The 24,311-nt window shown below is 63.0% G+C and carries 23 protein-coding genes and 1 tRNA gene; 12 read left to right on the top strand and 12 right to left on the bottom strand.

The genetic code is table 11. The features are described 5' to 3' along the window. Positions 1-4 precede the first annotated feature (4 nt). From ACWPVA_RS03230 to ACWPVA_RS03220, 3 genes are all read right to left on the bottom strand, one after another. Positions 5-370: a HepT-like ribonuclease domain-containing protein gene (locus ACWPVA_RS03230; RefSeq protein ID WP_454286298.1), complete on the bottom strand. Its 366-nt coding sequence runs from the start codon at positions 368-370 to the stop codon at positions 5-7. Beyond that, positions 367-657: a nucleotidyltransferase family protein gene (locus ACWPVA_RS03225; RefSeq protein WP_454286297.1), complete on the bottom strand. Its 291-nt coding sequence runs from the start codon at positions 655-657 to the stop codon at positions 367-369. Before ACWPVA_RS03225 ends, ACWPVA_RS03230 begins: the two co-directional genes overlap by 4 nt. 139 nt (positions 658-796) lie before the next feature. Next, entirely contained in the window at positions 797-1,837 is a 1,041-nt protein-coding gene (locus tag ACWPVA_RS03220) for a glutamine synthetase beta-grasp domain-containing protein (RefSeq protein WP_454286296.1), read from the bottom strand. A gap of 399 nt (positions 1,838-2,236) precedes the next feature. Here ACWPVA_RS03220 and ACWPVA_RS03215 point away from each other — a divergent pair, with 399 nt between their 5' ends. After that, entirely contained in the window at positions 2,237-2,413 is a 177-nt protein-coding gene (locus tag ACWPVA_RS03215; protein ID WP_454286295.1) for a DUF2735 domain-containing protein, read from the top strand. A gap of 22 nt (positions 2,414-2,435) precedes the next feature. Here ACWPVA_RS03215 and alc read toward each other — a convergent pair whose 3' ends face one another. From alc to ACWPVA_RS03190, 5 genes are all read right to left on the bottom strand, one after another. Next, positions 2,436-3,458 carry an allantoicase gene (gene alc, locus ACWPVA_RS03210; protein ID WP_454286294.1) on the bottom strand — a complete coding sequence of 341 codons (1,023 nt, stop codon included), beginning with the start codon at positions 3,456-3,458 and terminating at the stop codon, positions 2,436-2,438. Between the two features lies 1 nt (position 3,459). Further along, a complete protein-coding gene (uraD, locus tag ACWPVA_RS03205; protein ID WP_454286293.1) occupies positions 3,460-3,960 on the bottom strand; it encodes a 2-oxo-4-hydroxy-4-carboxy-5-ureidoimidazoline decarboxylase in 501 nt (166 codons plus the stop codon). A gap of 1 nt (position 3,961) precedes the next feature. Next, positions 3,962-4,885, bottom strand: a complete 924-nt coding sequence (puuE, locus tag ACWPVA_RS03200) for an allantoinase PuuE (RefSeq protein WP_454286292.1) — start codon at positions 4,883-4,885, stop codon at positions 3,962-3,964. A 108-nt stretch (positions 4,886-4,993) separates the two neighbouring features. Continuing rightward, complete coding sequence (locus ACWPVA_RS03195; RefSeq protein WP_454286291.1) at positions 4,994-5,701, bottom strand: DUF1045 domain-containing protein; 708 nt, start codon at positions 5,699-5,701, stop codon at positions 4,994-4,996. A 104-nt stretch (positions 5,702-5,805) separates the two neighbouring features. Continuing rightward, on the bottom strand, positions 5,806-6,984 hold the full coding sequence (locus tag ACWPVA_RS03190) for an NAD(P)/FAD-dependent oxidoreductase (RefSeq protein ID WP_454286290.1): 1,179 nt from the start codon (positions 6,982-6,984) through the stop codon (positions 5,806-5,808). On the opposite strand from ACWPVA_RS03190, the gene mnmD reads away from it, so the two are divergent. After that, complete coding sequence (gene mnmD, locus ACWPVA_RS03185) at positions 6,983-7,729, top strand: tRNA (5-methylaminomethyl-2-thiouridine)(34)-methyltransferase MnmD (protein WP_454286289.1); 747 nt, start codon at positions 6,983-6,985, stop codon at positions 7,727-7,729. The two genes, ACWPVA_RS03190 and mnmD, sit on opposite strands and share 2 nt — an antisense overlap. Here the strand turns inward: mnmD and ACWPVA_RS03180 are convergent. Further along, complete coding sequence (locus ACWPVA_RS03180; protein ID WP_454289517.1) at positions 7,703-11,806, bottom strand: PAS domain-containing protein; 4,104 nt, start codon at positions 11,804-11,806, stop codon at positions 7,703-7,705. The genes mnmD and ACWPVA_RS03180 overlap by 27 nt on opposite strands. Before the next feature lie 201 nt (positions 11,807-12,007). Between ACWPVA_RS03180 and ACWPVA_RS03175 the strand changes: the two genes are divergently transcribed. Together ACWPVA_RS03175 and ACWPVA_RS03170 are read left to right on the top strand one after the other, a co-directional pair. After that, a complete protein-coding gene (locus ACWPVA_RS03175) occupies positions 12,008-12,928 on the top strand; it encodes a purple acid phosphatase family protein (protein WP_454286288.1) in 921 nt (306 codons plus the stop codon). A 330-nt stretch (positions 12,929-13,258) separates the two neighbouring features. Continuing rightward, positions 13,259-14,641, top strand: a complete 1,383-nt coding sequence (locus ACWPVA_RS03170; RefSeq protein WP_454286287.1) for a DEAD/DEAH box helicase — start codon at positions 13,259-13,261, stop codon at positions 14,639-14,641. Between the two features lie 74 nt (positions 14,642-14,715). Here the strand turns inward: ACWPVA_RS03170 and ACWPVA_RS03165 are convergent, their stop codons facing one another. Beyond that, positions 14,716-15,600 carry a DMT family transporter gene (locus ACWPVA_RS03165; RefSeq protein WP_454286286.1) on the bottom strand — a complete coding sequence of 295 codons (885 nt, stop codon included), beginning with the start codon at positions 15,598-15,600 and terminating at the stop codon, positions 14,716-14,718. Positions 15,601-15,987: 387 nt separating this feature from the next. Between ACWPVA_RS03165 and ACWPVA_RS03160 the strand changes: the two genes are divergently transcribed. From ACWPVA_RS03160 to ACWPVA_RS03145, 4 genes are all read left to right on the top strand, one after another. Then, entirely contained in the window at positions 15,988-17,397 is a 1,410-nt protein-coding gene (locus tag ACWPVA_RS03160) for a circularly permuted type 2 ATP-grasp protein (protein WP_454286285.1), read from the top strand. A gap of 7 nt (positions 17,398-17,404) precedes the next feature. After that, positions 17,405-18,346, top strand: a complete 942-nt coding sequence (locus ACWPVA_RS03155) for an alpha-E domain-containing protein (protein ID WP_454289516.1) — start codon at positions 17,405-17,407, stop codon at positions 18,344-18,346. 25 nt (positions 18,347-18,371) lie between these two features. Further along, positions 18,372-19,202 carry a transglutaminase family protein gene (locus ACWPVA_RS03150; RefSeq protein ID WP_454286284.1) on the top strand — a complete coding sequence of 277 codons (831 nt, stop codon included), beginning with the start codon at positions 18,372-18,374 and terminating at the stop codon, positions 19,200-19,202. 98 nt (positions 19,203-19,300) lie between these two features. Further along, positions 19,301-19,756 (top strand): hypothetical protein, encoded by a 456-nt coding sequence (locus ACWPVA_RS03145; RefSeq protein ID WP_454286283.1) that lies wholly within the window; start codon positions 19,301-19,303, stop codon positions 19,754-19,756. Between the two features lie 20 nt (positions 19,757-19,776). Here ACWPVA_RS03145 and ACWPVA_RS03140 read toward each other — a convergent pair whose 3' ends face one another. Then, the gene (locus ACWPVA_RS03140; protein ID WP_454286282.1) at positions 19,777-20,244 is read right to left on the bottom strand and encodes a MarR family winged helix-turn-helix transcriptional regulator; all 468 of its coding nucleotides are present in this window, start codon (positions 20,242-20,244) and stop codon (positions 19,777-19,779) included. A 358-nt stretch (positions 20,245-20,602) separates the two neighbouring features. Between ACWPVA_RS03140 and ACWPVA_RS03135 the strand changes: the two genes are divergently transcribed. After that, positions 20,603-20,679, top strand: a tRNA-Arg gene (locus tag ACWPVA_RS03135). A gap of 120 nt (positions 20,680-20,799) precedes the next feature. After that, entirely contained in the window at positions 20,800-21,192 is a 393-nt protein-coding gene (locus ACWPVA_RS03130; RefSeq protein ID WP_454286281.1) for a GFA family protein, read from the top strand. Positions 21,193-21,234: 42 nt separating this feature from the next. Here ACWPVA_RS03130 and ACWPVA_RS03125 read toward each other — a convergent pair whose 3' ends face one another. Further along, positions 21,235-21,699: an Lrp/AsnC family transcriptional regulator gene (locus ACWPVA_RS03125; protein ID WP_454286280.1), complete on the bottom strand. Its 465-nt coding sequence runs from the start codon at positions 21,697-21,699 to the stop codon at positions 21,235-21,237. Between the two features lie 126 nt (positions 21,700-21,825). On the opposite strand from ACWPVA_RS03125, the gene alr reads away from it, so the two are divergent. Together alr and ACWPVA_RS03115 are read left to right on the top strand one after the other, a co-directional pair. Beyond that, on the top strand, positions 21,826-22,959 hold the full coding sequence (gene alr, locus ACWPVA_RS03120) for an alanine racemase (protein ID WP_454286279.1): 1,134 nt from the start codon (positions 21,826-21,828) through the stop codon (positions 22,957-22,959). Positions 22,960-22,988: 29 nt separating this feature from the next. Beyond that, complete coding sequence (locus tag ACWPVA_RS03115; protein ID WP_454286278.1) at positions 22,989-24,239, top strand: D-amino acid dehydrogenase; 1,251 nt, start codon at positions 22,989-22,991, stop codon at positions 24,237-24,239. The last annotated feature ends 72 nt before the right edge of the window (positions 24,240-24,311 follow it).

The raw sequence follows: 24,311 nt of genomic DNA, 5'->3' as shown, positions 1-24,311 counted from the left end.
GGGGTCATTCTCCCTGGATATGCGGATGGCGCAACTGATCGAGCTGAGCGACGAGTGCCGGCAGGTCTTTCTGAACTGTCTCCCAGACCAGCCGCCAATCGAGCGTTTCATATTCGTGGACGACCACGTTCCGCAACCCCTTGATCTTCGACCAGGCAATGTCCGGGTGTTCGGACGCCACGTCCGGAAAACGGCTGAGGATCCTCGATGCGGCGGCGGCGATCAGCACGAACGTCATCGCGACCGCGCGCTGGGTCAGGATATCCCGCTCGAAGGCCTCCAGTGTCGACCCGCTGATGAAACTGATCGCCTCCGAGGCTGCCTCCTGCATGTCGAGGAGACTGTCGAGAAACCGTTGCTCCGGGGTCATATCGCGGTCGCCTCGGCGAGAATCCGCTCACGCATCCGGGGCTTCAGGCCACCCGACGTCACCACATCCACCTTGCACGACAACAGCCGCTCCATTTCGGACTGCAACCCGCCCAGATCGAACAATGTCATTCCCGGCAAGGCGTCGACCAGAATGTCGAGATCGCTGTCGGCTCGGTCCTCGCCACGCGCCACCGAACCGAAGACGCGCGGGTTTTCCGCGTTGAAGCGTTTCGCCGCCTCGCGGATCGCCTGACGGTTCTGCTCCAGCACTTCGGACGGCTTCATCGGTCATCTCCTGTGGGGCCACTATAGGCGAGCGGCCCGACCGAGGGAAGCGCCACACAGCGCAAGGGGCTGATCCCCAAACGCAAACGACGCCGGCTTTCGCCGGCGTCGTCGTCATCGTCTTGGGAAATAGACCCGATCAGGCGGCGCTGCGGCCGTAGTCGGCGGTTGCCACTTCCGAGATCGTCTTCAGCACCTGCGAAGCGATCTGGTAGGGGCAGCCTTGCGAGTTCGGACGACGGTCTTCAAGATAGCCCTTGTAGCCGTTGTTGACGAAGGAATGCGGAACGCGGATCGAGGCGCCACGATCGGCCACGCCATAGGAGAACTTGTCCCACGGCGCCGTCTCGTGCTTGCCGGTCAGTCGCATGTGGTTGTCCGGACCGTAGACGTCGATATGCTCTTTCCAGTTGCGGCCGAACGCAGCCATCAGGGCTTCGAAATACTCCTTGCCGCCGACCTCGCGCATGTACTTGGTCGAGAAATTGCAGTGCATGCCCGAACCGTTCCAGTCGGTGTCGCCGAGCGGCTTGCAATGGAACTCGATGTCGATGCCGTAACCTTCGCACAGCCGCAGCAGCAGGTAGCGGGCGATCCAGATCTGGTCGGCGGCGCGCTTGGAGCCCTTGCCGAACACCTGGAACTCCCACTGGCCCTTGGCCACTTCGGCATTGATGCCTTCGTGGTTGATGCCGGCTTCAAGGCAGAGGTCGAGATGCTCCTCGACGATCTGGCGGGCGACGTCACCGACGTTCTTGTAGCCGACGCCGGTGTAGTAGGGGCCCTGCGGCGCTGGGAAACCGTGTTCCGGGAAGCCGAGCGGGCGGCCGTCCTTGTAGAAGAAATATTCCTGCTCGAAGCCGAACCAGGCATCCTCGTCGTCGAGGATCGTGGCGCGGGCGTTCGACGGATGCGGGGTGACGCCGTCCGGCATCATGACTTCGCACATGACCAGCGCGCCATTGGTACGGGCCGGATCCGGATAGATGGCGACGGGCTTCAGCACGCAATCGGAGCTGCGGCCTTCGGCCTGCAGGGTCGAGGAGCCGTCGAAGCCCCAGAGCGGAAGCTGCTCCAGTGTCGGGAAGCTGTCGAACTCCTTGATCTGTGTCTTGCCGCGAAGGTTCGGAACCGGCGTGTAGCCATCCAGCCAGATATACTCGAGCTTAAACTTGGTCATTCTTCGTCTCTCTTCAGTCAAGCGCTCGCCCAAGAGCGCAACAGAGGGCTGATTCTCCGGCGCGCCGGCGAGTCCCGATTAAGAAAGCATGAAGCGTGCCAGTTTCGCTGAAACACGCGCCAATGGACCTATTTTTTAGCGTCTCCGCCAGAATTGGCGGCCGCGCGCCGCCGCCATCGATGGTCCTTTTGCCTAATTTGTGGGAACTTCCGTAGCCATGGCGTGTTTCCCGGCACGACGGATCGCACGCAGCGAAATGATGAAATCGCGATCATCGCCAGCGCGCCGCATATTATGCCTACATATTAGGCATCTTGCACTTTCTGTGTGCGTAGGCGTGAAAACTCTGGTAGACTCAGCCATCGGGCATCGTTCTCGATGAACAACGAGGGCAGTAGCATGACGACGAACATGGTTCGGGAATCGGCGAAGATCTTAGAGTTCCCGGTTCGAAACATTCAGAAGCTGAGGGAAATGCGGGAGCGCGAGGGCCGCGCACGCCCGGTCATCGTCGAGTGCGGCAACTGGTATCACCAGGAAGCGATCCGCGAGATGGAAGAGGCGCCCAAGCAGTAGGGCGCCCCTCAAGGTTCCGGCCTCAGGCCTTGGTGCCGAACAGGCGCAGGCGCATGACGCCGCCATCCGGATGCATGGCGAAGCGCACATGGGTCACCGGCCCGATATCGGCGATGAGCGACCCGGAAAATTCGTGTTCGCGGTCCATCTCCAGTTTCTGCCGGCCAAGAATCGGCTTCCAGCCTTCCGACGCGGCAATATCCGCCTCGCTCCAACTGTCGCCGGCCTCCGGCAGATAGGCGCCCAGCAGTTCGCAGGTGTCCGGATAATTTCCCTTGAAGAAATGCGTATCGACGATGATGCGCCTGATCAGGCCGGCATGGCCGAGGCGGATGATCGCCCAGTCATGGCCCGGCCCGCGCCGGCGCTTGGTTTCCCAGCCGTCGCCCATGTTGAGGCCGCGTCCCGGTCCGAGCATCTTGTCGGGGTGGCCATAGTGGGCGTCCGACCAGGCGAGCGCCTTGGCGCCGTGGAAGACATAAGCGAGATCGAGTTCCTGATCCGCGCTGACCTTCGACCAATCGAAATGCGCCGCCCCGTAGACGCGCAGCCGCGCCACGCCGCCATCCGGATAGATGTGCAGCCGCAGATGGGTCCAGACCTTGTCGCGATCGGCATTCTCGAAGAAATGCTGGGCGCCCGGACCGAGCGGCGACTTGGCCAGGAGTTCGGTCCACACGGTGGCCTCGGTCGGATCGCCCTTAGCGACATAGGCCGCCTCGATCGAGCAATGCGGCGGGTAGTTGCCGGTGAAGAAGCGGGTGTCGACGTCGAAGCCGAAGATGCGGCCGGGCATCGCCAGGCGGATCACCGACCAGTCGTGGCCGGGCACCCGCTTGCGCCGGCTTTCCCAGCCGTCCATGTACTTGCCGTTGTCATCGTAGCGATCCGGATCGAATTCGGCCGGCGCGTCGTTCAGCATGCGCGACAGCGGCGCGAAGAACTCGTCGGTCGAGAAGATGCCCTGGGCGCCGAGGCGGGCCGAGGCGAGATTGACGGCGCCTGCGGCAAAGTCGGGCAGCACCACGGTCGAGATTTCGGGCATGTCAGTTCTTCTCCGGAAAGAGGCTTTCGAGGCGAAGCCGGGCAATTTTCTCGACCTGCGCACAGGCCGTGGCGAATTCCGTCTCGCGGCCGTTGTCGATCCGCGTCTCGAAGGCGGCAAGAATATCGTCCTTCGTCAGCCCCTTCACAGCGATGATGAAGGGAAAGCCGAATTTGGTCGTATAGGCGGTGTTGAGCGCGGTGAAGCGGGCATGTTCCTCGGGCGAAAGCCGGTCGAGCCCGGCACCCGCCTGCTCCTTAGCGCTGTCCTCGGTGAGTTCGCCGGCGATCGCCAGCTTGCCGGCCAGATCCGGATGGGCGCGCAGCACGCCGAGGCGTTCCTCGTGGGAGGCAGCCCGGAACTTGTCGACGAGCGCCGCATGCACGCCGGATGCCGTCAGCGGCTCGACGACCAGACCGGCGTCATGAGCCCGTTCGGCGATAAAAGGCGAGTGTTCGAACACACCGCCGAAGCGGGAAGTGAAGTCGTCTCTTGCAATCATCTTACGTCCCGTCCGGTCGGTGGTGCTTGTGCCAGTGCTCGGCGATCTCGATTCGTTTCGGGATCCACACCTTTTCGTGGCTCGTCACGTAGTCGATGAAGCGGGCAAGGGCCGCCGCCCGGCCGGGGCGGCCGACGAGGCGGCAGTGGAGGCCGACCGACATCATCTTCGCGCTGCCCGCCTTGCCTTCCGCATAGAGCACGTCGAACGTGTCCTTGAGATAGGCGAAGAACTGTTCGCCGGAATTGAAGCCCTGCGGCGTGGCGAAACGCATGTCATTGGCTTCCAGCGTATAGGGGATGATGAGGAACGGCTTGCCGTCCACGCCATCCACCCAATAAGGCAGATCGTCGGCGTAACTGTCGGAAGAGTAAAGGAAACCGCCCTCCTCCATCACCAGCTTCAGCGTGTTGTTCGACGGCTTGCCCTGGTACATGCCGAGCGGATGCGAACCGGTCAGTTCCTTGTGCAGGCGAACCGCTTCGAGAATGTGTTGGCGTTCGAGATCTTCCGGGACATCCTTGTATTCCAGCCAGCGGTAGCCGTGGCTGGCGATCTCCCAGCCGGCATCCTTCATCGCCGCGACGGCCTCCCGATTGCGGGCCATGGCGAGTGTCACGCCGTAGACGGTGACGGGCACCTTGCGCTCGGTGAACATCCGCCACAGCCGCCAGAAGCCGGCGCGGGAACCGTATTCGTAGATCGATTCCATGTTGAGGTTGCGCTGGCCGGGCCACGGCTGCGCGCCGACGATCTCGGACAGCAGGCTTTCGGAGGCCGGGTCGCCGTCGAGGATCGAGCTTTCGCCGCCCTCCTCATAGTTGACGACGAACTGCACGGCGATGCGGGCATCGCCCGGCCATTGCGGATCGGGAGGAGTGCGACCATAGCCGACAAGGTCGCGGGGATAGTTGGCGTCGTGCATCAAATCACCCTGAAATCGGACGCCAGACGGTAAGCAGGCCAGCGCCCGATGTCGAGAGCAAACGAATGCGCGGGCCGCTGCCTTTCCGGCAGCGGTCTTCTCTGGCGCTTAGGCGATCTTCCGGGCGGCAACTCGTCCCATCGGATGCAGCGAATGCACGAGGAACGGCGCGCCGGGCTCCTTCTCGACGAACAGCGCCAGATTGGCGATCTCGACCGGCTGCGCAAGCAACGGCTCGAAATGTCCGACCAGCGCCTTTTCGATCCGGTCGAAATCGCGAGCGAGCAGCGGCCCGGTCAGCGTCATGTGGAAGCGGAATTCGTCCATCACATAAGGATGACCCCAGCGATTCAGGTTGGAAAATTGCGACGCAGACAGGCCATCGGGATTGCGCCGCTCGATCTCCGCCTCGCTGAGCGGGGCGCGATAGCCGTCGAATTGCTGCACCACGGCAGCGGCAAGATAATCGAGCGCGGCGCAGGGCGCCTCCGGCAGGAGACCGTAGAAGTCTCCGAGACGCCCGACCACCAGCCGCGGAAGCTCGAACGGCTCGAGCGTCCCGGCAAAGCGCATTAGCTCGCGCAAAAGGGCGGCCTCCGTGCAGTCCCCGCGAAGGTGGAACGGCGCTTTCAGCGTCGCATGGAATCCGTAGCGGCGCGGCAGCGCGGTGTGAAAGGCGATCTCGTGAATGCCCAGGCCGCGAACCGCCGGATGCTCGACCGGTTCGCCGGAATAGATACTGCGCCCGAGCCAGCTCGCAGCCGCGAGCGTCAGCGGATCGCTGTAGGACGGGGTGAAATAGATAGCATACCGCATGCGACACCTCGTTTCCGGGGGACGTCCATTTTAGCAATCGACGTTATACCAGAGCAGTTAGGTGATTTGCGTGACAGTATGACGAAGGGAAACAAGGGAAAGGCTCACGCCTTGCGTGTAGCAACACCGATGTGGCTTGCCAGTTGAAAGCTGTCCGGCATGAGCATCGGCTGCGCCTCGACCGCCGCAAGCGCCGCGTCAGCGAGTCTATGCGCCAGGCCAAAGCTGACCTTGAAGCCGCCTGCGAGCGCGATGACGTTTGGCGTGTCCGGATGCGGCCCGACCATTGGATCCCGGTCGACCGCCTTCGGCCGCAGCCCGGCCCATCGTTCCACGATCACGGCCGATTTCAGCACCGGCGCCAGCGCGCGACCGCGCTCGATCAGGTCTTCGAGCTGTTCGTCCGTCGAGAAAGGCTGGTCGAACTGCTCCTCGCTGGTGCTGCCGATGGCGGCCATTCCGCCCTCGTGCGGCACGACATAGAGCCCGTCGAGATAGAGCAAGGGCAAGCCCGGATCAATGTCGCCCTTCAGCATGGCAGCCTGCCCCTTCACCGGCCGGCCAAGGGGGCGTGGCAGCGGCGGGCCGAGCGTTTCGAGCAGGGGGAAGGCTTCGTGCCCGGCCGCAACGATGCAATGCCCGAAGCCGACCGTGGTGCCATCCGCCAACCGCGCCGCATCTCCCTCGACCGCCGCGACGCCGCATCCCTCGACGATCCGCACATGGCGCGCCCGGCGCAGGCGCTCGACCAGCATGGCGGTCAGTCCGCGCGGAGAAACCCGCGCCGCAAAGGTGTCGTGGACAATCCCCGCGCCACAGAGGTCGGGGTTGGGCCAATCCGGGCAGAACAGCGATGCATCGCTGGTGTTCCACTGGAAGGACCGGTCCCCGGCCTGCCAGTTGACCCTCGCCTCCTTCTCATGGCGCTCGGCGATCGTTCTCAGATGCGGTTTGCCCAGAGGGATCAGACGACCGCAACGGCGATAACCCGCAGAAAGGCCCGTCTCGGCCTCGAGCGCGCGCACCTCACCTTCCAGCGACAACAATGCGTCGAACTGAAACTGCTTCTTGTCGCTCCACCTGTCCGGCATGTGCGACATCAGGGCGCCGAGCAGTCCGCCGCTCGCGCCCAGAGCAAGAGGCCCCTTGTCAACGAGGAGCGTATCGATGCCCAGCCGATCAGCCTTGAGCGCCGCCCAGAGACCCATGATCCCGCCGCCGACGATCAGCAATGCGACGCGCGATTGACCGGCAAGCCCGCTGGCATTATCCGCTATGGTCATGGCTCATTCCACCTCGACATTACCGACCGCGCCGGCCGCCCAGGAACTCGCCTGGCACGATGGCGATATGCCTTATTCAACCGGCTTTGACGACCATTTTTATTGCCAGACGGACGGGCGCCTCGAATGCGGCCACGTCTTCCTCGCCGGCAACAGCCTGCCCGAGCGCTGGGTTCTGTCCGGCACATTCCGCATCGGTGAGTTGGGCTTCGGCACCGGCCTCAACGCCTGCGAGACATGGCGACAATGGAAGGCCACGCGACAAGAGGGGGGCCGCCTGCATTTCGTCTCGTTCGAGCTCTATCCGATGCGCGCCGAAGACTTGTCGCGGGCATTGTCGCGCTGGCCGGAAATCGACGCCGAGCGGCAAGCGCTCGTCGCACGCTGGCCGGAAAATCCAGCCGGTGCGGTCGACATAGCGCTCGACGAACAGACGCAGCTGACCGTGCTGTGCGGCGACGCGCTCGCGAGCCTTGGCACCTGCCCGCTTTGCTTCGACGCCTGGTACCTGGACGGCTTTGCCCCCGCCCGCAACGCCGCGATGTGGTCGCCGGAACTGATGGGCGAAGTCTACGGCCACACAGTACCGGGCGGCAGCTTCGCCACCTATGCGGCTGCCGGCTTCGTCCGCCGCAATCTGATTGCCGCCGGCTACGCCGTGGAGCGGCGCAAGGGGTTTGCCGGAAAACGGGAAATGCTCTGCGGCGTGAAGCCCGCGTCAATTGCCGGAATCGAGCAGGCCTGATCCGTCGCGCAAGGAATGACCGAGCCAGCGCTCGATCTTCGCCTCGAGCAGTTCCGGGCTGATCGGCTTGGACAGATAGTCGTCCATGCCGGCGGCAAGGCAGGCTTCCCGGTCGCTGTCGAGCGCATGGGCTGTGACGCCGATGATCGGCACGTGGCGCCCCTCGCCCTCCGCCTTCTCCGCCTCGCGAATGGTACGCGCCGCCTGATGGCCGTTGAGGATCGGCATCGAGACGTCCATGACGATCAACCGCGGCTTGTCTGCCCGCCAGGCTTCGACGGCCTCGCGGCCGTTGCCGACGACGTGAAGTGACAGACCGGCCGCCTGCAGGATCTGCCGGAAGACAATCTGGTTGACTTCGTTGTCCTCGGCGATCAGGAGGTCGTAGCCGGTCCGCGACGGTGTCGCTCGCCCGGGCTGTTCTGCGAGCGGGACACTTCGCGGTGCGTAGACGCCCTCCGCCGCAGACGGTCGCGTCCCATTGCTCGCCGGCGTCGGGGCCACGCGCGCAGGCTGCTTTGCGCGCTGCTGGACACCGGCCGGGTTCCCCAGCCGCGCAGCACGGACGACATCAACGATGGCGCTGCGCAAGAGATTGGCGCGCGCCGGCTTCATCAGATGCGCCTGGACGTTCAGTTGCTGGAAGATCCGCTCGTCGCCGACCATATCCATCGACGTCAGGAAGATCATCGCGATCGTCGCGAAGCGCTTGTCCGCACGGATCATTCGGGCGACGTCCAGCCCGTTCATCACCGGCATCTGGTAATCGATGATCAGGGCGTCGATCGACACGCCAAGGTGATAGGCCTCCTCGAGAACCGCCATCGCTGCGTGGCCGCTTTCAACGGCGACACCATCGAAGCCCCAGAGCGCCAGTTGCTCGGTGATAATACGGCGATTGATATCATTGTCGTCGATCACCAGTACACGCGCGCCACCGACATTCACCGGCAGGGGATGCTGCTTCTGGCGTTCTTGGGAGACCGCAAACGGCAAGCGCACAGTGAAAACGGAGCCCTCGCCGACCCTGCTATCCACATCGATATAGCCGCCGAACAGGTCGACCAGGCCAGCGGTAATGGCAAGACCAAGCCCGGTTCCCTCGTGCCGCCGCGTCGAGGACGTGTCGACCTGGGAGAATTTGTCGAAAATCGAGGCGCGCTTGTCCTCTGGGATACCGATGCCGGTATCCTCGATCCGCATCGTCAGCATGACTTCCGAACCGTCGGAGGGTGTGCTGGACAGTTCGATCAGGACATGACCCTTTTCGGTAAACTTGATCGCATTGCCGACCAGATTGGTGACGATCTGGCGGAACCTGCCCGGGTCGCCGGAAACCATGTGGCGGACGGTCACATCGCCCTTGACGATGAGTTCGATGTCCTTCTCCGCGGCCGAAGCTGACAACAGCGTCGCCACGTCCTCGATCGCTTCGACGGGATCGAACGACACCTTGCGCAGCTTGAGCTGTCCCGCATCGATCTTGGAGAAATCGAGGATGTCGTTGATGATAGTCAGAAGCGCATTGCCTGATTTGACGATGATGTCGACGAAGGTCTTCTGGCGGGTATCGAGTGCCGATTTCGCCAGGAGTTCCGCCATGCCAAGCACGCCGTTCATCGGGGTGCGAATCTCATGGCTCATGTTGGCGAGGAATTCGGACTTGGCCTTGTCGGCGGCTTCGCTGCGGGCGAGCAGAACGGTGAGTTCCGCCTCACGGGTCTTGATGTCGGTGATGTCGGAATAGAGCAGCATCCAGTGACCGCGCCGGCTGACCGTCGCATCAAGCTGCACCCACGTCTTGCCATCGGCAAGAAACACCTCGGAGAAGGACTGGTGGGAGTGGATCTTCTCCTGCCATCTCTTCAGCTTGGCCATGGGCTCGTCACCGAAGTCGCCCCGTCTGGCGCAATAGGCGAAACAGGCGTGCCAACTCTGCCCCGGCTCGAGATACATCTGCGGAACGCTAAGGATGTTCGCCAGCGCCTCGTTCGACTGGATGATGACGCCGTCCTCGACGAAGGCCAAGCCCTGCGCCATGACGCGCGTTGCATCCTGCATGAACTGTCCGAGCCGTTCGAGCTGTTCGCGCGCCTCGCTGAACTCCCGCTCCTGGCGCCGCACCTCCGTGAAGTCCGAATAGGTGACAAGGAACTTCCGGTCGACAAGGGACGTGGTGGTGATCAGCACCTGCTTGCCGTCAGGATAGACGAGTTCGCGCTGGATCGTACCATCGAGCGCACGCAGCTCGGCGACGCGCTCCTCGAGCCCGGCCTCGAATTCCTTGCCCCCTTCCCAGACCCAGCCACGGTCCTGGTTGGTCCTGGCATAATCCCGGAAGGTCGTCCCCTCGATCAACCGATCGTCCGGCCAATCCCAGATCTCCCGGCTCTTGGAATTCGCGAATTCGATGACCAGATCCTCGTTGAGGATGATCACCCCGACCGGCATGATCCGCAGAATGTTCTCGATGTCGCCATAGAGCTTTTCCGCGCGCGCCTGCGCCTGCATCAACTCCCGTTCCCGCGCCTTCAGAATTGATACATCCGTGATCGAACCGACAAGGTAGGGCTGTTGATCGGGAGTGGCGATGCGATTGACGCGTGTGATGACAGAGAGAGTGCGGCCGTCGGCCATCGGCAGTTCCTGGGCGCGCTCGATCGCCTCGCCGGTTTCAAGCAGGTGCAAATTTTCCTCGCGCAACTGCTGCCCCAATTGCGGGAACATCTGTTCCTCGTTGAGCCCGTAGAATTCGCCGTGTTCTCCACCCTGCAGTGCCGCATAGGCGGAATTGGCAAAGATCAGCCTGCGTTCGCCGTCACGGATGAACACCGGAACCGGCAACTGCTCGATCGCTGTGCGATAGAGCACGCTCTCCTGCTCCCGCTGATGCAGCGCGGTGATGTCGGAATAGGTGATCAGGATCTTGCCGCTGGCCAGGCGCTTGCTGCGAATTGCCAGGATCCGGCCACCCAGCGTTTCGGCACGGGTCGTGCCGACGCTCTCCGCCTCGCTGAACTGCGTCATACGTTTCTCGAAAACCCGATCGAGATCGGCTTCGACGTTCTTCGATCCGATACGGCGGAGATTGTAGGCCAGAAAATCCCGATAGTGCCATCCGGCCATGTCGACCGGCGTCTCCGCTTCGAGCATGTCGTAGAAGGCGTCGTTGGCGTAGTCGATGGTGTAGTCCACAGCGAGGATCAACACGCCCACCGGCATCGATCTGAGCAGACTTTCCACGTGGCGATGCAGGCCCTCGGCCTCGTCCTGTGCCTCGATCAACTGGGTCTCGCGCGTTTTCAAGGTCGATATATCGGTGATCGAACCGACCATGTAGCGCCTGCCGCTCGGCGTCACGATGCGGCTGGCGCGCGCAATTACCGGCACGACTATGCCATCGGGGCGATGGAATACATCCTCCGCCTCGAAGGTCACGCCTTCCTCGAGTGTCAGACGGTTGGCAGCATGAAATTCATCGCCTCGTTCGGGAAAGCACTCGTGCTCGGTCTTGCCGAGAAGACGTTCCTTCGGCAAGCCGACCATGTCGACGAAGGCGGCGTTGACGAAGACCATCCTATGCCGGGCGTCGCGCACATAGGTTGCGACCGGCAGGTCCTCCAGCGTGGCCAGGAAGAGTTCGTCGCTGTCGTGGGTGGTGGCCATGGCCTCGGCCGACAGCCTTGCCGCAGTCGGCTTTTCTTCGCGCCGCTCCGTCGGCGTTTCGGAGGATGGGACCTCCTCGAACATGCCGAACACATAAATGGAATTGTCGTCACCGAAAAAGCGTTCGATACGCAACGGATAGCGGCCATGGCCAAGCGGGTCGAAGACAAGTGTCGTTTGCTCGTCGCCGAAGACGACGACCTGACGCTCGCGATCGTCGCGCGCGCCGTCATCGAGGTGGCCGAACAACTCGCGGTCGGTCTTGCCGGCGAAAGCCTCGGGCTCTTCCCGGAAGAACCGCGCATAGGCATCGTTGACGGTCACATAGCGCAGCTCGCTGTCCTTGATGAAGGCTGGAGCCTCCAGTTCGGCGATCTTCTCGCAGGCTATGTTGAGCAAATCGCCACCCATGTTCAAGAACTGCACTCCTGCCCAGAAAATGCTCTCGAATGGTAAATGCGAGGTAACCACGGAACAATGATCGACCCTTGCGCAGGAAAGCGAGGGTCTCAATATGTGACAATAGTCCTCTTGCCTTGCCCGAGCCTTTCAGGCTGCATGGACTGCGGCAAGCCAAGACCCGCCGCAGATACGATCATGAAGGACAAGTGCATGTCTCATACCCGCCGCAGCTTCATCCAGGGAGCCCTCGCCTCGCTGGCTCTTGGTGGCGTCGCCCATGCAGCTGGCAAGACCGCGGGCAAGGCCTCAAAGGCGCTCTCCTTCCTGGTGGTCGGCGATTGGGGGGATGGCCAGTCGCGTGCAACTGCAGGCGCCGTCGCCGAGGCCATGGGCGTGATCGGCCAGCGGAACGCGATCTCCTTCGTCATTTCCACCGGCGACAACTTCTATGAAAGCGGTGTCGACAGCACCGTGGACAAGAAGTGGCGGACGAGCTTCGAGGACATCTACAGCGCGCCATCGCTGCAGGTTCCCTGGTACGCGGTGCTTGGCAATCACGACTACGGCGGCAGCGCCCAGGCGCAGATCGACTATTCAAAGAAAAGCCAGCGCTGGACCATGCCAGGCCACAATTTCGCGGTCACACGCGATTTTGCCGGCTCGAAGGCGGATTTTTTCTTCCTCGACACACAGAGAATTAAGGGTGACAACCTCCTCGAAATCCTGCTGCATCAGGACGCAGAAAGACAGCTTTCGTGGCTCGATCAGTCGCTTGCCGCTAGCCAGGCGTCGTGGAAGATCGTCGTCGGCCATCATCCCGTCTTTTCCGGCGGCCGCCACGGCGACAGCAAACTGTTGGGCGAACGCCTGAAGCCGATCCTCGACCGCCACGGCGTCAGCATGTATCTGTGCGGCCACGACCACCACCTGGAGGCCCTGCGCTCGGAACGGGTCAGCTATTTCGTGTCGGGCAGCGGCAGCCGCAGCCGTCCGCCCCGGCCGCACGCGAAAAGCCTGTTTGCCTCGCCGACCCCCGGCTTCCTGCTGGTCAGCCTGGAGCCGGGGGGCGGAACCGCATCCTTCTTCAGCAAGGATTCGTCTCTGCTCTACAGCCAGCCGCTGAGGATCTGAACCGCAGAGAGCACTTCGAAGGAACCATCCCGGCTCCTCGCTTTTGCCGCAACGCAAAAACATTTCCTTGACTTTCCAAGCCGAAAGGCCCATTTGCAGGTCAGCTTTCACCTTCCGGCCGCCGCGTGAGCGGCCCGCGATCTACCCTAGACGCGAAGAAGGATCCAAAGCGCACGACAAATAGTTGCTCGATGCAACCGAACGCGCTGGAAAGTTTTTTCCAACTTACAAGTTCCCAATTCACGCGGGGTTCTTGACGCTACGAGACAGGCACGATCGCACACAGCGATTTCGCCCGATGTCGCGTGGCGCCCCGAAAAGGTATTAGAATTGACCAACTTTCTTGAGCTTGGCCTGTCGCAGAACATTGCCGCCACGGTTACCGGCCTCGGCTACGACACGCCGACCCCGATCCAGCTGAAGGCGATCCCGATCGTGCTGGAAGGCCGCGACCTGATCGGTCTGGCCCAGACCGGCACCGGCAAGACGGCGGCCTTCGGCCTGCCGCTGATCGAAATGCTGCTCGCCAAGCCGACCCGTCCGGACAACCGGACGACCCGTACGCTTATTCTCGCGCCGACCCGCGAACTGGTGAACCAGATCGCCGACAGCCTGCGCTCATTCCTCAAGAAGACCCCGCTGAGGATCAACCAGGTCGTCGGCGGCGCCTCGATCGGCAAGCAGCAGCTACAGCTGGAGAAGGGCACCGACATCCTCGTCGCCACCCCGGGCCGCCTGCTCGACCTGATCTCGCGTAACGCCATTTCGCTGCGCGCCGTCACCTATCTGGTGCTCGACGAAGCCGACCAGATGCTCGACCTCGGCTTCATCCACGACCTGCGCAAGATCTCCAAGATGGTTCCGGTCAAGCGCCAGACCCTGCTGTTCTCGGCCACCATGCCGAAGACCATTGCCGATCTGGCCGCGACCTTCCTCAACAACCCGGCCAAGGTCGAAGTCTCGCCTCCGGGCAAGGCCGCCGACAAGGTCGAGCAGCACGTGCACTTCGTTGCCGGGCAGAACGCCAAGACGGAGATGCTGAAGAAGATCCTCACCGACAATCCGGACGGCCGCTCCATCGTCTTCCTGCGCACCAAGCATGGCGCGGAAAAGCTGATGAAGCACCTCGAGATCGTCGGCTTCTCGGTCGCCTCGATCCACGGCAACAAGAGCCAGGGCCAGCGCGAACGGGCACTCAAGGGCTTCCGCGACGGCGAGATCCGTACGCTGATCGCCACCGACGTCGCCGCCCGCGGCATCGACATCCCGGCCGTCAGCCACGTCTTCAACTACGACCTGCCGGAAGTGCCGGACGCCTACATTCACCGCATCGGCCGAACCGCCCGTGCCGGCCGTGACGGCATCGCGGTCGCCTTCTGCGCGCCCGACGAAGGCCGCCTGCTGCGCGACATCGAGCGCCTGATGGGCATCGACATTCCGGTCGCCAGCGGCGAAGCGCCGACCAATCTAAGCCGTCCGGCCCGCCCGCAGCGTCGTGGCGGCGGTGGCGGCGCTCCCGGCGGCAACAACCGCAACCATCAGGGCCAGGGCCGTCCGAAGCATGACGGCGAAGGCCGTCCCGCCGGCAAGCCCGGCCAGCGCAAGGGTGGCAGTGGCGGCGCAGGCCGTCCGGCTGCGGCCCACGGCAAGCCGGCCTCCGGTCGCCCGAGCGGCCCCGGCGGCCAGCAGCGGACCCGTCGCCGCGAGGCGTGAGCCTTTCCGGCTTGACTGACTGACCATTGATCTGGCGCGGCCTCGGCCGCGCCATTTTTCGTCCCGGAACCGTATCAGGCGGATGGCAGGGCGGGCTTGCGATTGGTGAGATAGACTCCGGCCACCACGACGCCCGTGCCGACGACCATCGGCAGCGTCAGCGTCTCGCCGAAGACGATGGCCGCCTCGATGGCGGCGAGCGGCGGCACCAGATAGATCAGCGACGCAGCCTTGGACACGTCGCCGCGCCGGATCAGGTAGAGCAGCAGGGCCACCGCCCCCATTGAAATTCCGAGCACCGACCAGGCAAGCGCGGCAAACAGCTCCACGCCCCAATCCACTCGCAGGTCCTCCAGCAGCAGGGCCGCCGGGATGGTGACGATCAGTGCGCCGACATATTGCAGTGTCGCCACCGCCCTGAGGTCACCTTCGCGCAGATAGCGTTTCTGGTAGATCGTGCCGATGGTCACGCAGGCCATGCCCAGCACGTTGACCGCTACCGCATAGGCGGGGATGACGTCCGCATCGAGCGAGAACACCTTGGGCAGGACGGCGATGGCAATGCCACAAAAGCCGATAAAAAGGCCTATCCTCTGGCTAAGCGACAGCCTCTCGCCGATCAGGTATGCGGCGGCAAGCCCGGTCATCAGCGGTTGAAGGCCGGCGATGATACCAGAAAGTGCTGCCGGCACGCCCTGTCCGATCGCCCACCAGATCATGCCGAGATAGAGGCCATGCAGGAACATGCCGGAAACGATGGCGTGGAGGATGGCCCGGCGGCTTTTCGGCCAGATCACGCCGGCGAACCGGCATACCAGATAGAACAACACCACGGCGACGCTGTAGCGCAGCACCAGGAAGGTCAACGGATCGGCGTACAAGCCGGCATATTTCGCCACCACCCATCCCGTCGACCACAAGAGCACGAAGAGCGCCGGCGCGAAAAGGCTGAAGGTCATGAGCGGTCTCCGAAGGGATTCCGAGGCAGCCGGAGTGCCTCGAGGTCTCCCGGCCGGATGGTGACTAGCCGGGTCGCAGACACAGGTCAAAGGAGATTTCCTCCCGCGGTCGTTCAATTCCGCTGAACCATGGGGCTCGAAATTTTTTCGCAACCAGAGGTGATTATTTTTCGGGCGAAATGCGAATAGGCGCCAGGCCTCAAATCAAGCATTCGTCAAGATTACCGGCGCAAAAGGCCGCAGCGCCGGCGATAGTGCGAGGCAATTGATGGAAATTGAGGCTTTTGCCTGTTCTTCGCGCTGCGCAGATTCGTCATGCCCACCGTGCACGCTTCTTGCATTGGCAAATGGGTTGTACTCAAATGACAAAAAAGGGGGACGGCGCCGTTGGCATTTGATGAAATGATAAATGCGGACAACAGTCCGCGACCGGCCTACAAGAACTACCACGACTGGTACTCCCATCAGGATCCGGCCCGCCTGATCGCCAAGTCGCGAGACGCGGAAAACATCTTCCGAAAGACGGGCATCACGTTCGCGGTCTACGGGCACGCGGATTCCGCCGAGAAGCTCATTCCCTTCGACATCATCCCGCGCATCATTTCCGGCAGCGAATGGCGTCGTCTTGCCCAGGGAATCGAACAGAGGGTGCTCGCCCTCAACGCCTTCCTCGACGACATCTACCACAAGCAGGAGATCATCAGGGCGGGCCGCATTCCGCGCCAGCTGATCGAGAAGAACGACGCCTTCCTGCCCGAAATGATCGGTTTCCGGCCACCGGGCGGCGTCTACACGCATATCGTCGGCACCGACATCGTGCGCACCGGCGAGGACCAGTTCTACGTGCTGGAGGACAATGCCCGCACGCCGTCGGGCGTCAGCTACATGCTGGAAAACCGCGAGACCATGATGCAGATGTTCCCGGAACTGTTCCAGGAAAACAAGGTGCAGCGGGTCGAGGACTATCCCTATCTGCTGCGACAGTCGCTGGCCTCGCTGGCGCCTCCCGGCTGCAAGGGCAAGCCGCGCGTCGCGGTGCTCACCCCCGGCATTCACAATTCGGCCTATTACGAGCATTCCTTCCTCGCCGACATGATGGGCGTCGAACTGGTCGAGGGCTCCGACCTGCGCGTCATCGACGGCAAGGTGAAGATGCGCACGACGCGCGGCTACGAGGCGATCGACGTGCTCTATCGCCGCGTCGACGACGACTACCTCGACCCCTTGACCTTCCGGCCCGACAGTTGCCTCGGCGTTCCGGGCATCATGGACGTCTACCGCGCCGGCAACATCACCATCGCCAACGCGCCGGGCACCGGCATTTCCGACGACAAGGCGATCTATTCCTACATGCCGGAGATCGTCGAGTTCTACACCGGCCGCAAGGCGCTGCTCGAAAATGTGCCGACCTGGCGCTGTTCGGAAGCCGACAGCCTGAAATATGTCCTGGACAATCTCGAGGATCTGGTCGTCAAGGAAGTTCACGGCTCGGGCGGCTACGGCATGTTGGTCGGCCCGACCGCATCGAAGAAGGAACGCGCGGCCTTCGCCGAAAAGCTGAAAGCCCGGCCCGGCAACTACATCGCCCAGCCGACGCTTTCCCTCTCGACCGTACCGGTGCTGGTCAACAAGGGGATTGCGCCACGCCACGTGGATCTTCGTCCCTACGTCCTCGTTTCCGACAAGGTGCGGATCATCCCCGGCGGCTTGACGCGCGTGGCCCTCAAGCAGGGGTCACTCGTGGTCAATTCCAGCCAGGGCGGCGGCACCAAGGATACCTGGGTTCTGGAGGACTGACATGGTCATGCTCGGAAGTACCGCCAACGGCCTCTACTGGATGTTCCGCTATATTGAGCGGGCCGAGAACATCGCCCGCCTGGTCGATGCGGGCCTGAGAATGTCGCTGACGCGTAGCGACACGACCGATGACGACTGGGCGGCGGTTCTGCTCAGCGCCGACGTGCGCGAGGGTTTCGACGCAAGCCACGCCAAGGTGACCGCCTCGGACGCGATCGACTTTCTGCTGCGCGATCTTGCCAACCCCTCGAGCGTGCTGTCCTGTGTCGAGGCTGCCCGCAACAATGCACGCATGGTGCGCACCGCGCTCACCCGCGAGACCTGGGAAGCGACCAACGAGTGCTGGATTGACCTCAAGCAGATGCTCGCCCGCAAGCTGAAATCCTCGGACCTGCCAGAGGTGATCGATAAGGTAAAGCGCCGCGCGGGCCTGATCCGCGGCGCCTTCCACGGCTCGATGCTGCGAAACGAGATCTACAATTTCGCCCGCATCGGGACCTTCATCGAACGCGCCGACAACACCAGCCGCATCCTCGACGTCAAGTATTACGTACTCCTGCCGGCGATCACCCATGTCGGCTCCTCGCTCGACAACATGCAGTGGGAATCGATCCTGCGCTCGGTCTCGGCCCACCGCTCCTACCGCTGGGTCTATGACGGCGAATACAAGGCGGCCAACATTGCCGACTTCCTGATCCTCAACGGCCAGATGCCCCGCTCGCTCGCCTATTCCTACGAGAAGATCGTCCGCAATCTCGGCTATATCGCCAAGGATTACGGGGAGCGTCTGGACGCCCACGACACGGCCGAGAAGGTGCGCGCGACATTGCGCTCCACCACGATCGGCGAGATCATCGACCAAGGCCTGCACGAATTCCTCGACAGCTTCATCTCGCGCAACAACCGGCTGGGCCAGGAAATCACCGAGGGCTACCGCTTCTACAGCTGAGGCAGCCGGGAATGGACAAGAGATCATGCGTTTGAAGATCACCCATACCACCCACTATCGCTACGAGGCGCCAGTGCAATATTCGCTGCAGCGGCTCAGGCTGACGCCGCCGAGTTGCTCCGGCCAGCGGGTGGAGAGCTGGCACATCACCGTCGATGGCGCGACCGTCGAGGCGGGCTACAACGATCAGTTCGGCAATCACGTGCATCTCGTCTCGACCCAGGGCGAAGCCCACGAGGTCCGCATCGAGGCTTGCGGCGAGGTGGTGACCGAGGATCATGCCGGCGTATTCGGCCCGCATGTCGGCTATTGCCCGCTGTGGCTCTTCCTGCGCGACACGCCGCGCACCAAGGCCGGAAAGCTGACCCGCGACCTGGTCAAGAGCCTTTCGGCTGGCGAGCCGCTGGCCATGATGCACGACCTGATGGAAGCGATCCACACTGCGGTCGCCTATCTACCCGGGCGCACCGACAGCGAGACGACGGCCGAACAGGCGCTGGAATCCGGCCAGGGCGTCTGCCAGGACCATGCCCATGTGATGATTGCCGCCGCCCGCAGCATGGGCCTCCCGGCACGCTATATCTCGGGCTACCTGAAGATGGACGACACCATCCAGCAGGCAGCGACCCATGCCTGGGCGGAAGTCCACCTCGCCGGCCTCGGCTGGGTCGGCTTCGACGCGGCCAACAACCACTGCCCGGATGCGCGCTATGTGCGGCTGGCGACCGGCCTTTGCTACGCCGACGCCGCCCCGGTCTCGGGCATGCGCGTCGGGCCGGCCGGCGAGGATCTCGAGGTCACCGTCGTGGTCGAGTCGAAGGGGCAAAGCCAGAGCCAGAGCCAGAGCCAGAACTGACATCCGGCCGTCTCTCGGCCGCTGTCCCGCCCGGGCGCCGCAAGCCCGGCGCCACCTTGCCGTGCTTTCTTCCGCGCCAGCCAGAGGAGAGGCCGCGGATGCTGTTTGGAAAATCGCTCTTTCAGTCGGTGGTCGAGCGGCTCGCCGAAGAGGCGGCGGAGGCGGATCCGTCACCCGTGGTTTCGGCCTACCGGGTGACCGGCCTGTCGTCCGGTTTCGTCGCCGAAAGCGTGCACCACGCGCCGGCCGAGGCCTTTCGCCTCGACGCCTATCTCGCCCTCATGCCCGAACCGACGCCGGCTGCGGCGCCTGAGGCTGAAATGGCGCCGGTCATTCCGCAGCATCTGACGCGGCTGAGCATCGAAGAGATCGCCGAAGATCTTGACTTGAAGCCCGACCACGGCCGGGATGCGCTCGCTGAAAAGCGCCGCGCCTTTGCCCGCCTCAACCATCCCGACAGTCACCATCCGGATTTCCGCCATCAGGCCACCACGCGCATGAAAATCGCCAACCTGTTGGTCGACGAAGCGATCCGCAGGCTCGCGCTTGCCTGACCCTATCGACCCCCTGCCTTCTAGTCGTAGAGCCGCTTCAAAAGCCCGATCAGTTGGTCGCGCGCCTGCTTGCCGCCGAGCTGGGCGAGAAGCCGTTCCTCGTGCTCGTCCCAGATCGGCAGCAGCTCGTCGAGATAGGCAAGCCCGGCCTCGGTGATGTGGAGCGACTGGACGCGCCGGTCGATTTCCGATTTCCGCCGGACGACGAAACCCTTGTTCTCCAGCCCGTCGACGATGGCGACGAAATTGGCCCGCTGGATGCCCAGCGCCTCGGCCACCTCGCTCTGCTTGGCACCCTGGTTGCGCGTCAGGAGCAGGAGCACCGCGAAGTCGGTCGGCCGCAACCCCTTGGCCGAAAAGGCTTCGTTGAAATCCTGAAAGACGGCGAGCTGTGCGCGGCGCAGCCGGTAGCCGACGGCGTGCTCCATCATCGAATAATCTATCCCGGCGCCGCGCCGCGCCGCGTTGTCAGCCCGATCGTCCGTCATGCGGTCGCCATTCTTGCTCTTGCTCCCCCCTCCCAGGCAAAGGCAACGGGAAAGCTGCCTAATATCTGGAAATTCAATGATAATTCTATAGCATTGCATTGGCCGCACAAGGGTTTGCCGGCGCAGCCCGGAAAATCTCGACCGATTTCACGGGATGCCGGCCAAAGCCACGGCAAGCACCCGGCAGGCCTTTGCAGAAATGAGGCCTTTGAAGCGCTCCTCCAACGCCACGGCTTCCCGTCGTCATATCGACGAGAGGTCCGCAGATTTGAGCATTTTCCGCATTGATGCAAACGGAAGTCTGGGGTATGACCGCGAAACTGGTTTGACGGCGAGTCACGAAGACCCGCCGACGGATGCACCCGTAGCTCAGCTGGATAGAGTGTTGGATTCCGATTCCAAAGGTCACAGGTTCGAATCCTGTCGGGTGCGCCATTTTCCCCAATCACGATCGCCCGCCACCGGGACGCCGCATCCGCGCCCGCGGCGGGCAATTGCAGGGACAGTACCGTTTATTGTAAGCATAGCACCTGCTTGCTTTTCAAGGAGGCGAACATGGAGCGGTTTGCCGGTGGTTGCCTGTGCGGAAATGTCCGATTTGTGGCGGCGGGACGTCCTTACCGGGTCGGCCTTTGTCACTGTCTCGACTGCCGCAAGCATCACGGAGCCCTTTTTCATGCGTCCGCGATCTTCCCTCAGGACGCGGTGACGATCGACGGCGAAACACGCGATTATGCCGGGCGGCATTTCTGTCCCCGTTGCGGCTCGACCGTCTTCGGACGAACCGACGACGAGATCGAGGTGAACCTCGGATCCCTGGACGCCCCAGACCAGTTGATGCCAACCTACGAACTCTGGACCATCCGCCGCGAGTCCTGGTTGCCCCCGTTTCCGCTCAAGAGACGATATGAGCGCGATCGTGAGACCACGGGTCGCCAGGAGGCGTAGGTCACGCGGACCGAGCGGAGTACCCTTGCGGAACGACGACAATCAACGCGACGGTCGTGCCCGCGTCGCCAGGACATTGCGGATGGAAAAGCTGGAGTGTATCCGCAGGACGCCTGGCAGCTTCGCCAGGATTTCCTTGTGAATGCGCTCGAATTCCCCGGCATTCTCCACTTCGACGCGCAGAAAATAATCGGAGCCGCCGGTCATCAGGAAGCATTCCCGGATCTCCGGGTGCCTGCGCACCGCGGCCTCGAACCGGTCCAGATGGTCTTCGGTCTGCCGTTCGAGTGTAATGTTGATGAGAACCGCAATCGTCGCGCCCGTGTTCGCGGTGTCGACCAGCGCGGTATATCCGCGGATGACGCCTGCGGACTCCATCAGCTTGATCCGTCGCAGACAGGCCGACGGCGAAAGCCCCACTTCCGCCGCGAGCTTCACATTGCTCATGCGCGCATCCAGCCTCAGAAGACGAAGGATATTGCGGTCGATTGCATCAAGAGCCTGCATTGACGATCGTTCCATATATTCGCTGAATTCATCAAAAAGCATCAATCGACGCAACGAACAATCGATAATTGCACGGAATTTCCCGGATCGTTTCAATATCCTGTCTGACGAGGACGAGGAGCAGGCATGGATAGCGGAATTTCTTGCGCAGGACAGCAACGACCGAGCGGCGCTGACGGCGCTTCGGGCGTGCTGACCATTGATCTCAGTGCGCTGCGGCGCAACTATCGAAGTCTGTCGCAGAGGATCGCTCCCTCCCGCGCAGCGGCCGTCGTCAAGGCGGATGCCTATGGGCTGGGCGCCGAAAGGGTGTCGCGGACGCTCTACGATGAAGGTTGCCGGGACTTCTTCGTCGCTCAGTTCATCGAGGCGGATGCGCTTCGCCCGGCCCTGCCCCGTGATGCACAGGTCTACGTGCTCAACGGCCTGCAACCCGGCGCCGAGATTGCCTGCGCCAAGAGCGGCATCGTGCCGGTGCTGAATTCCCTCGACCAACTGACGCGCTGGCAAACTGCCGCCCGCGCCATGCAGCGGACGCTGCCGGCGGTGCTGCAATTCGACACCGGCATGTCGCGCCTCGGCTTTCCGCCACAGGAGCGGGCGTCGCTTGCGGCAGTGCTGGAGGATGCCGCAGAGATCGAGATCCTGTTCGTCATGAGCCACTTGGCCTGCGCCGACGAAACGCAGAGCCAGCAGAACGACGATCAGCGTGGGGAAATGACCCGCATCGCCAAAGAATTTCGCGGTCTGGACGTCTGCCTTGCCAATTCCGGTGGCATCTTCCTTGATGACGCATTCCATGGCGTGCTGGCCCGTCCCGGCCTTGCTCTTTATGGCGGCCAGCCCACCACCGGAGCAAGACAGCCCATAGACCCCGTGGTGCGGCTCGATGTCGCCGTCATCCAGACCCGGACGGTGCCGCCCGGCACGCGCATCGGCTATGGCGGGGCGCAGATCGCCGAAGATGAGATGCACCTGGCCACGATTGCCGCGGGCTATGCCGATGGTCTGCCGCGCAGCCTGAGCCAACGCGGCGCCGTCTATTACAAGGGCATTCGCCTGCCGATCGTCGGCCGCGTGTCGATGGACAGCATCATCATCGATGTCACGGCGCTTCCCGACGGCGCACTACAACTTGGCACACTGGTTGAGGTACTCGGACCCAACCAGAGCCTGGAAGATGTCGCGCGCGATGCCGGAACGATTTCCTATGAGATCCTGACGCGCCTCGGCCACCGTTATCACCGCCAATACTGCTGAGAGCAGTCCATCCAGTCCTTGAGGGAATCATGAAAGTCATCGTGCTCGGAGCCGGCATCATCGGCGTCACCTCAGCCTACCAGCTCGCAAAGGCAGGCCACGATGTCACCGTGGTCGACCGGCAGGAAGGGCCGGCGCTCGAAACGAGCTTTGCCAATGCGGGTGAGGTCTCCTTCGGCTACTGCTCGCCCTGGGCGGCACCCGGCATTCCCATGAAAGCGATGAAATGGCTGTTCATGGAACATGCCCCACTGATCCTGCGCCCCAAAATCGACGCCGCGATGCTCTCGTGGATGGTGAAGATGCTCTCAAACTGCACGTCCGGGCGCTATGCGATTAATAAGAGCCGCATGCTGCGCCTCGCCGATTACAGCCGTACCTCGCTCGCCTCACTGCGCGCCGAGACCAGCATTGCCTATGATGAGCGCATGCAGGGCACGCTGCAACTTTTCCGCACCCAGCAGCAACTCGACGCGTCGGCCAAGGACGTAAAGGCGCTGGCTGCCGACGGCATTCCCTATGAGATCCTCGACCGCGACGGCTGTGTCCGCGTCGAACCCGCGCTGATCCATGTGCGCGAGAAATTCGTCGGCGGTCTCCTGACGCCGAAGGACGAGACCGGCGACTGCTTCAAGTTCACCAATGCGCTGGCGGAACGGGCGTCCGCGCTCGGCGTGCGCTTTGCCTATGGCACCACGGTCAAGGGACTGGATGTCGAGGGCGGTCGCGTGCGCGCTGTCGTGACGGACCGCGAACGGATGACGGCCGATGCCGTCGTCGTGGCGCTCGGCAGCTATTCGCCGCTGCTGCTGAAGCCTTTCGGCATCCGGCTGCCGGTCTATCCCGTGAAAGGCTATTCGCTGACCATCGACATCGATGATGCGTCGCGCGCACCGGAATCGACGGTGATGGATGAGACCTTCAAGATCGCCATTACCCGCCTCGGCGACCGTATCCGCGTCGGCGGCATGGCCGAAATCTCGGGGTATACCAATGATCTCGCTGAGGCCCGCCGCCGAACCCTGGAGCATTCGGTGACCGACCTTTTCCCAGGCGGCGACGTCTCCAAGGCCTCCTTCTGGTCGGGATTGCGGCCCATGACGCCCGATGGCACGCCGGTCATCGGCCCGACCAGCATCGCCGGCCTCTTCCTCAACACCGGTCACGGCACGCTCGGCTGGACCATGAGTTCAGGCTCTGCCCGCATTGTCGCGGACCTCGTCAGCGGGCGGTCACCGGAGATCGACGCAACGGATCTGGCGATCGGGCGCTACGATTGACCCGCTTGGGCCTGAGCTTATTATCGCAAGGGAGCGTCGCTGGAACGCGCAGGGCACCGGACAGCACGCGCC

The sequence above is a fragment of the Rhizobium arsenicireducens genome (assembly GCF_964021225.1).
The sequence above is the reverse complement of the archived record's forward strand: the minus strand, read 5'-3'. Positions and strand labels throughout refer to the sequence as shown.

Excerpts from the sequence above, each read along its gene's own strand:
- ACWPVA_RS03230 (WP_454286298.1), bottom strand. The coding sequence starts at position 370 with ATGACCCCGGAGCAACGGTTTCTCGACAGTCTCCTCGACATGCAGGAG.
- ACWPVA_RS03225 (WP_454286297.1), bottom strand. The coding sequence starts at position 657 with ATGAAGCCGTCCGAAGTGCTGGAGCAGAACCGTCAGGCGATCCGCGAG.
- ACWPVA_RS03220 (WP_454286296.1), bottom strand. The coding sequence starts at position 1,837 with ATGACCAAGTTTAAGCTCGAGTATATCTGGCTGGATGGCTACACGCCG.
- ACWPVA_RS03215 (WP_454286295.1), top strand. The coding sequence starts at position 2,237 with ATGACGACGAACATGGTTCGGGAATCGGCGAAGATCTTAGAGTTCCCG.
- alc (WP_454286294.1), bottom strand. The coding sequence starts at position 3,458 with ATGCCCGAAATCTCGACCGTGGTGCTGCCCGACTTTGCCGCAGGCGCC.
- uraD (WP_454286293.1), bottom strand. The coding sequence starts at position 3,960 with ATGATTGCAAGAGACGACTTCACTTCCCGCTTCGGCGGTGTGTTCGAA.
- puuE (WP_454286292.1), bottom strand. The coding sequence starts at position 4,885 with ATGCACGACGCCAACTATCCCCGCGACCTTGTCGGCTATGGTCGCACT.
- ACWPVA_RS03195 (WP_454286291.1), bottom strand. The coding sequence starts at position 5,701 with ATGCGGTATGCTATCTATTTCACCCCGTCCTACAGCGATCCGCTGACG.
- mnmD (WP_454286289.1), top strand. The coding sequence starts at position 6,983 with ATGGCTCATTCCACCTCGACATTACCGACCGCGCCGGCCGCCCAGGAA.
- ACWPVA_RS03190 (WP_454286290.1), bottom strand. The coding sequence starts at position 6,984 with ATGACCATAGCGGATAATGCCAGCGGGCTTGCCGGTCAATCGCGCGTC.
- ACWPVA_RS03180 (WP_454289517.1), bottom strand. The coding sequence starts at position 11,806 with ATGGGTGGCGATTTGCTCAACATAGCCTGCGAGAAGATCGCCGAACTG.
- ACWPVA_RS03175 (WP_454286288.1), top strand. The coding sequence starts at position 12,008 with ATGTCTCATACCCGCCGCAGCTTCATCCAGGGAGCCCTCGCCTCGCTG.
- ACWPVA_RS03165 (WP_454286286.1), bottom strand. The coding sequence starts at position 15,600 with ATGACCTTCAGCCTTTTCGCGCCGGCGCTCTTCGTGCTCTTGTGGTCG.
- ACWPVA_RS03155 (WP_454289516.1), top strand. The coding sequence starts at position 17,405 with ATGCTCGGAAGTACCGCCAACGGCCTCTACTGGATGTTCCGCTATATT.
- ACWPVA_RS03150 (WP_454286284.1), top strand. The coding sequence starts at position 18,372 with ATGCGTTTGAAGATCACCCATACCACCCACTATCGCTACGAGGCGCCA.
- ACWPVA_RS03145 (WP_454286283.1), top strand. The coding sequence starts at position 19,301 with ATGCTGTTTGGAAAATCGCTCTTTCAGTCGGTGGTCGAGCGGCTCGCC.
- ACWPVA_RS03140 (WP_454286282.1), bottom strand. The coding sequence starts at position 20,244 with ATGACGGACGATCGGGCTGACAACGCGGCGCGGCGCGGCGCCGGGATA.
- ACWPVA_RS03130 (WP_454286281.1), top strand. The coding sequence starts at position 20,800 with ATGGAGCGGTTTGCCGGTGGTTGCCTGTGCGGAAATGTCCGATTTGTG.
- ACWPVA_RS03125 (WP_454286280.1), bottom strand. The coding sequence starts at position 21,699 with ATGCAGGCTCTTGATGCAATCGACCGCAATATCCTTCGTCTTCTGAGG.
- alr (WP_454286279.1), top strand. The coding sequence starts at position 21,826 with ATGGATAGCGGAATTTCTTGCGCAGGACAGCAACGACCGAGCGGCGCT.
- ACWPVA_RS03115 (WP_454286278.1), top strand. The coding sequence starts at position 22,989 with ATGAAAGTCATCGTGCTCGGAGCCGGCATCATCGGCGTCACCTCAGCC.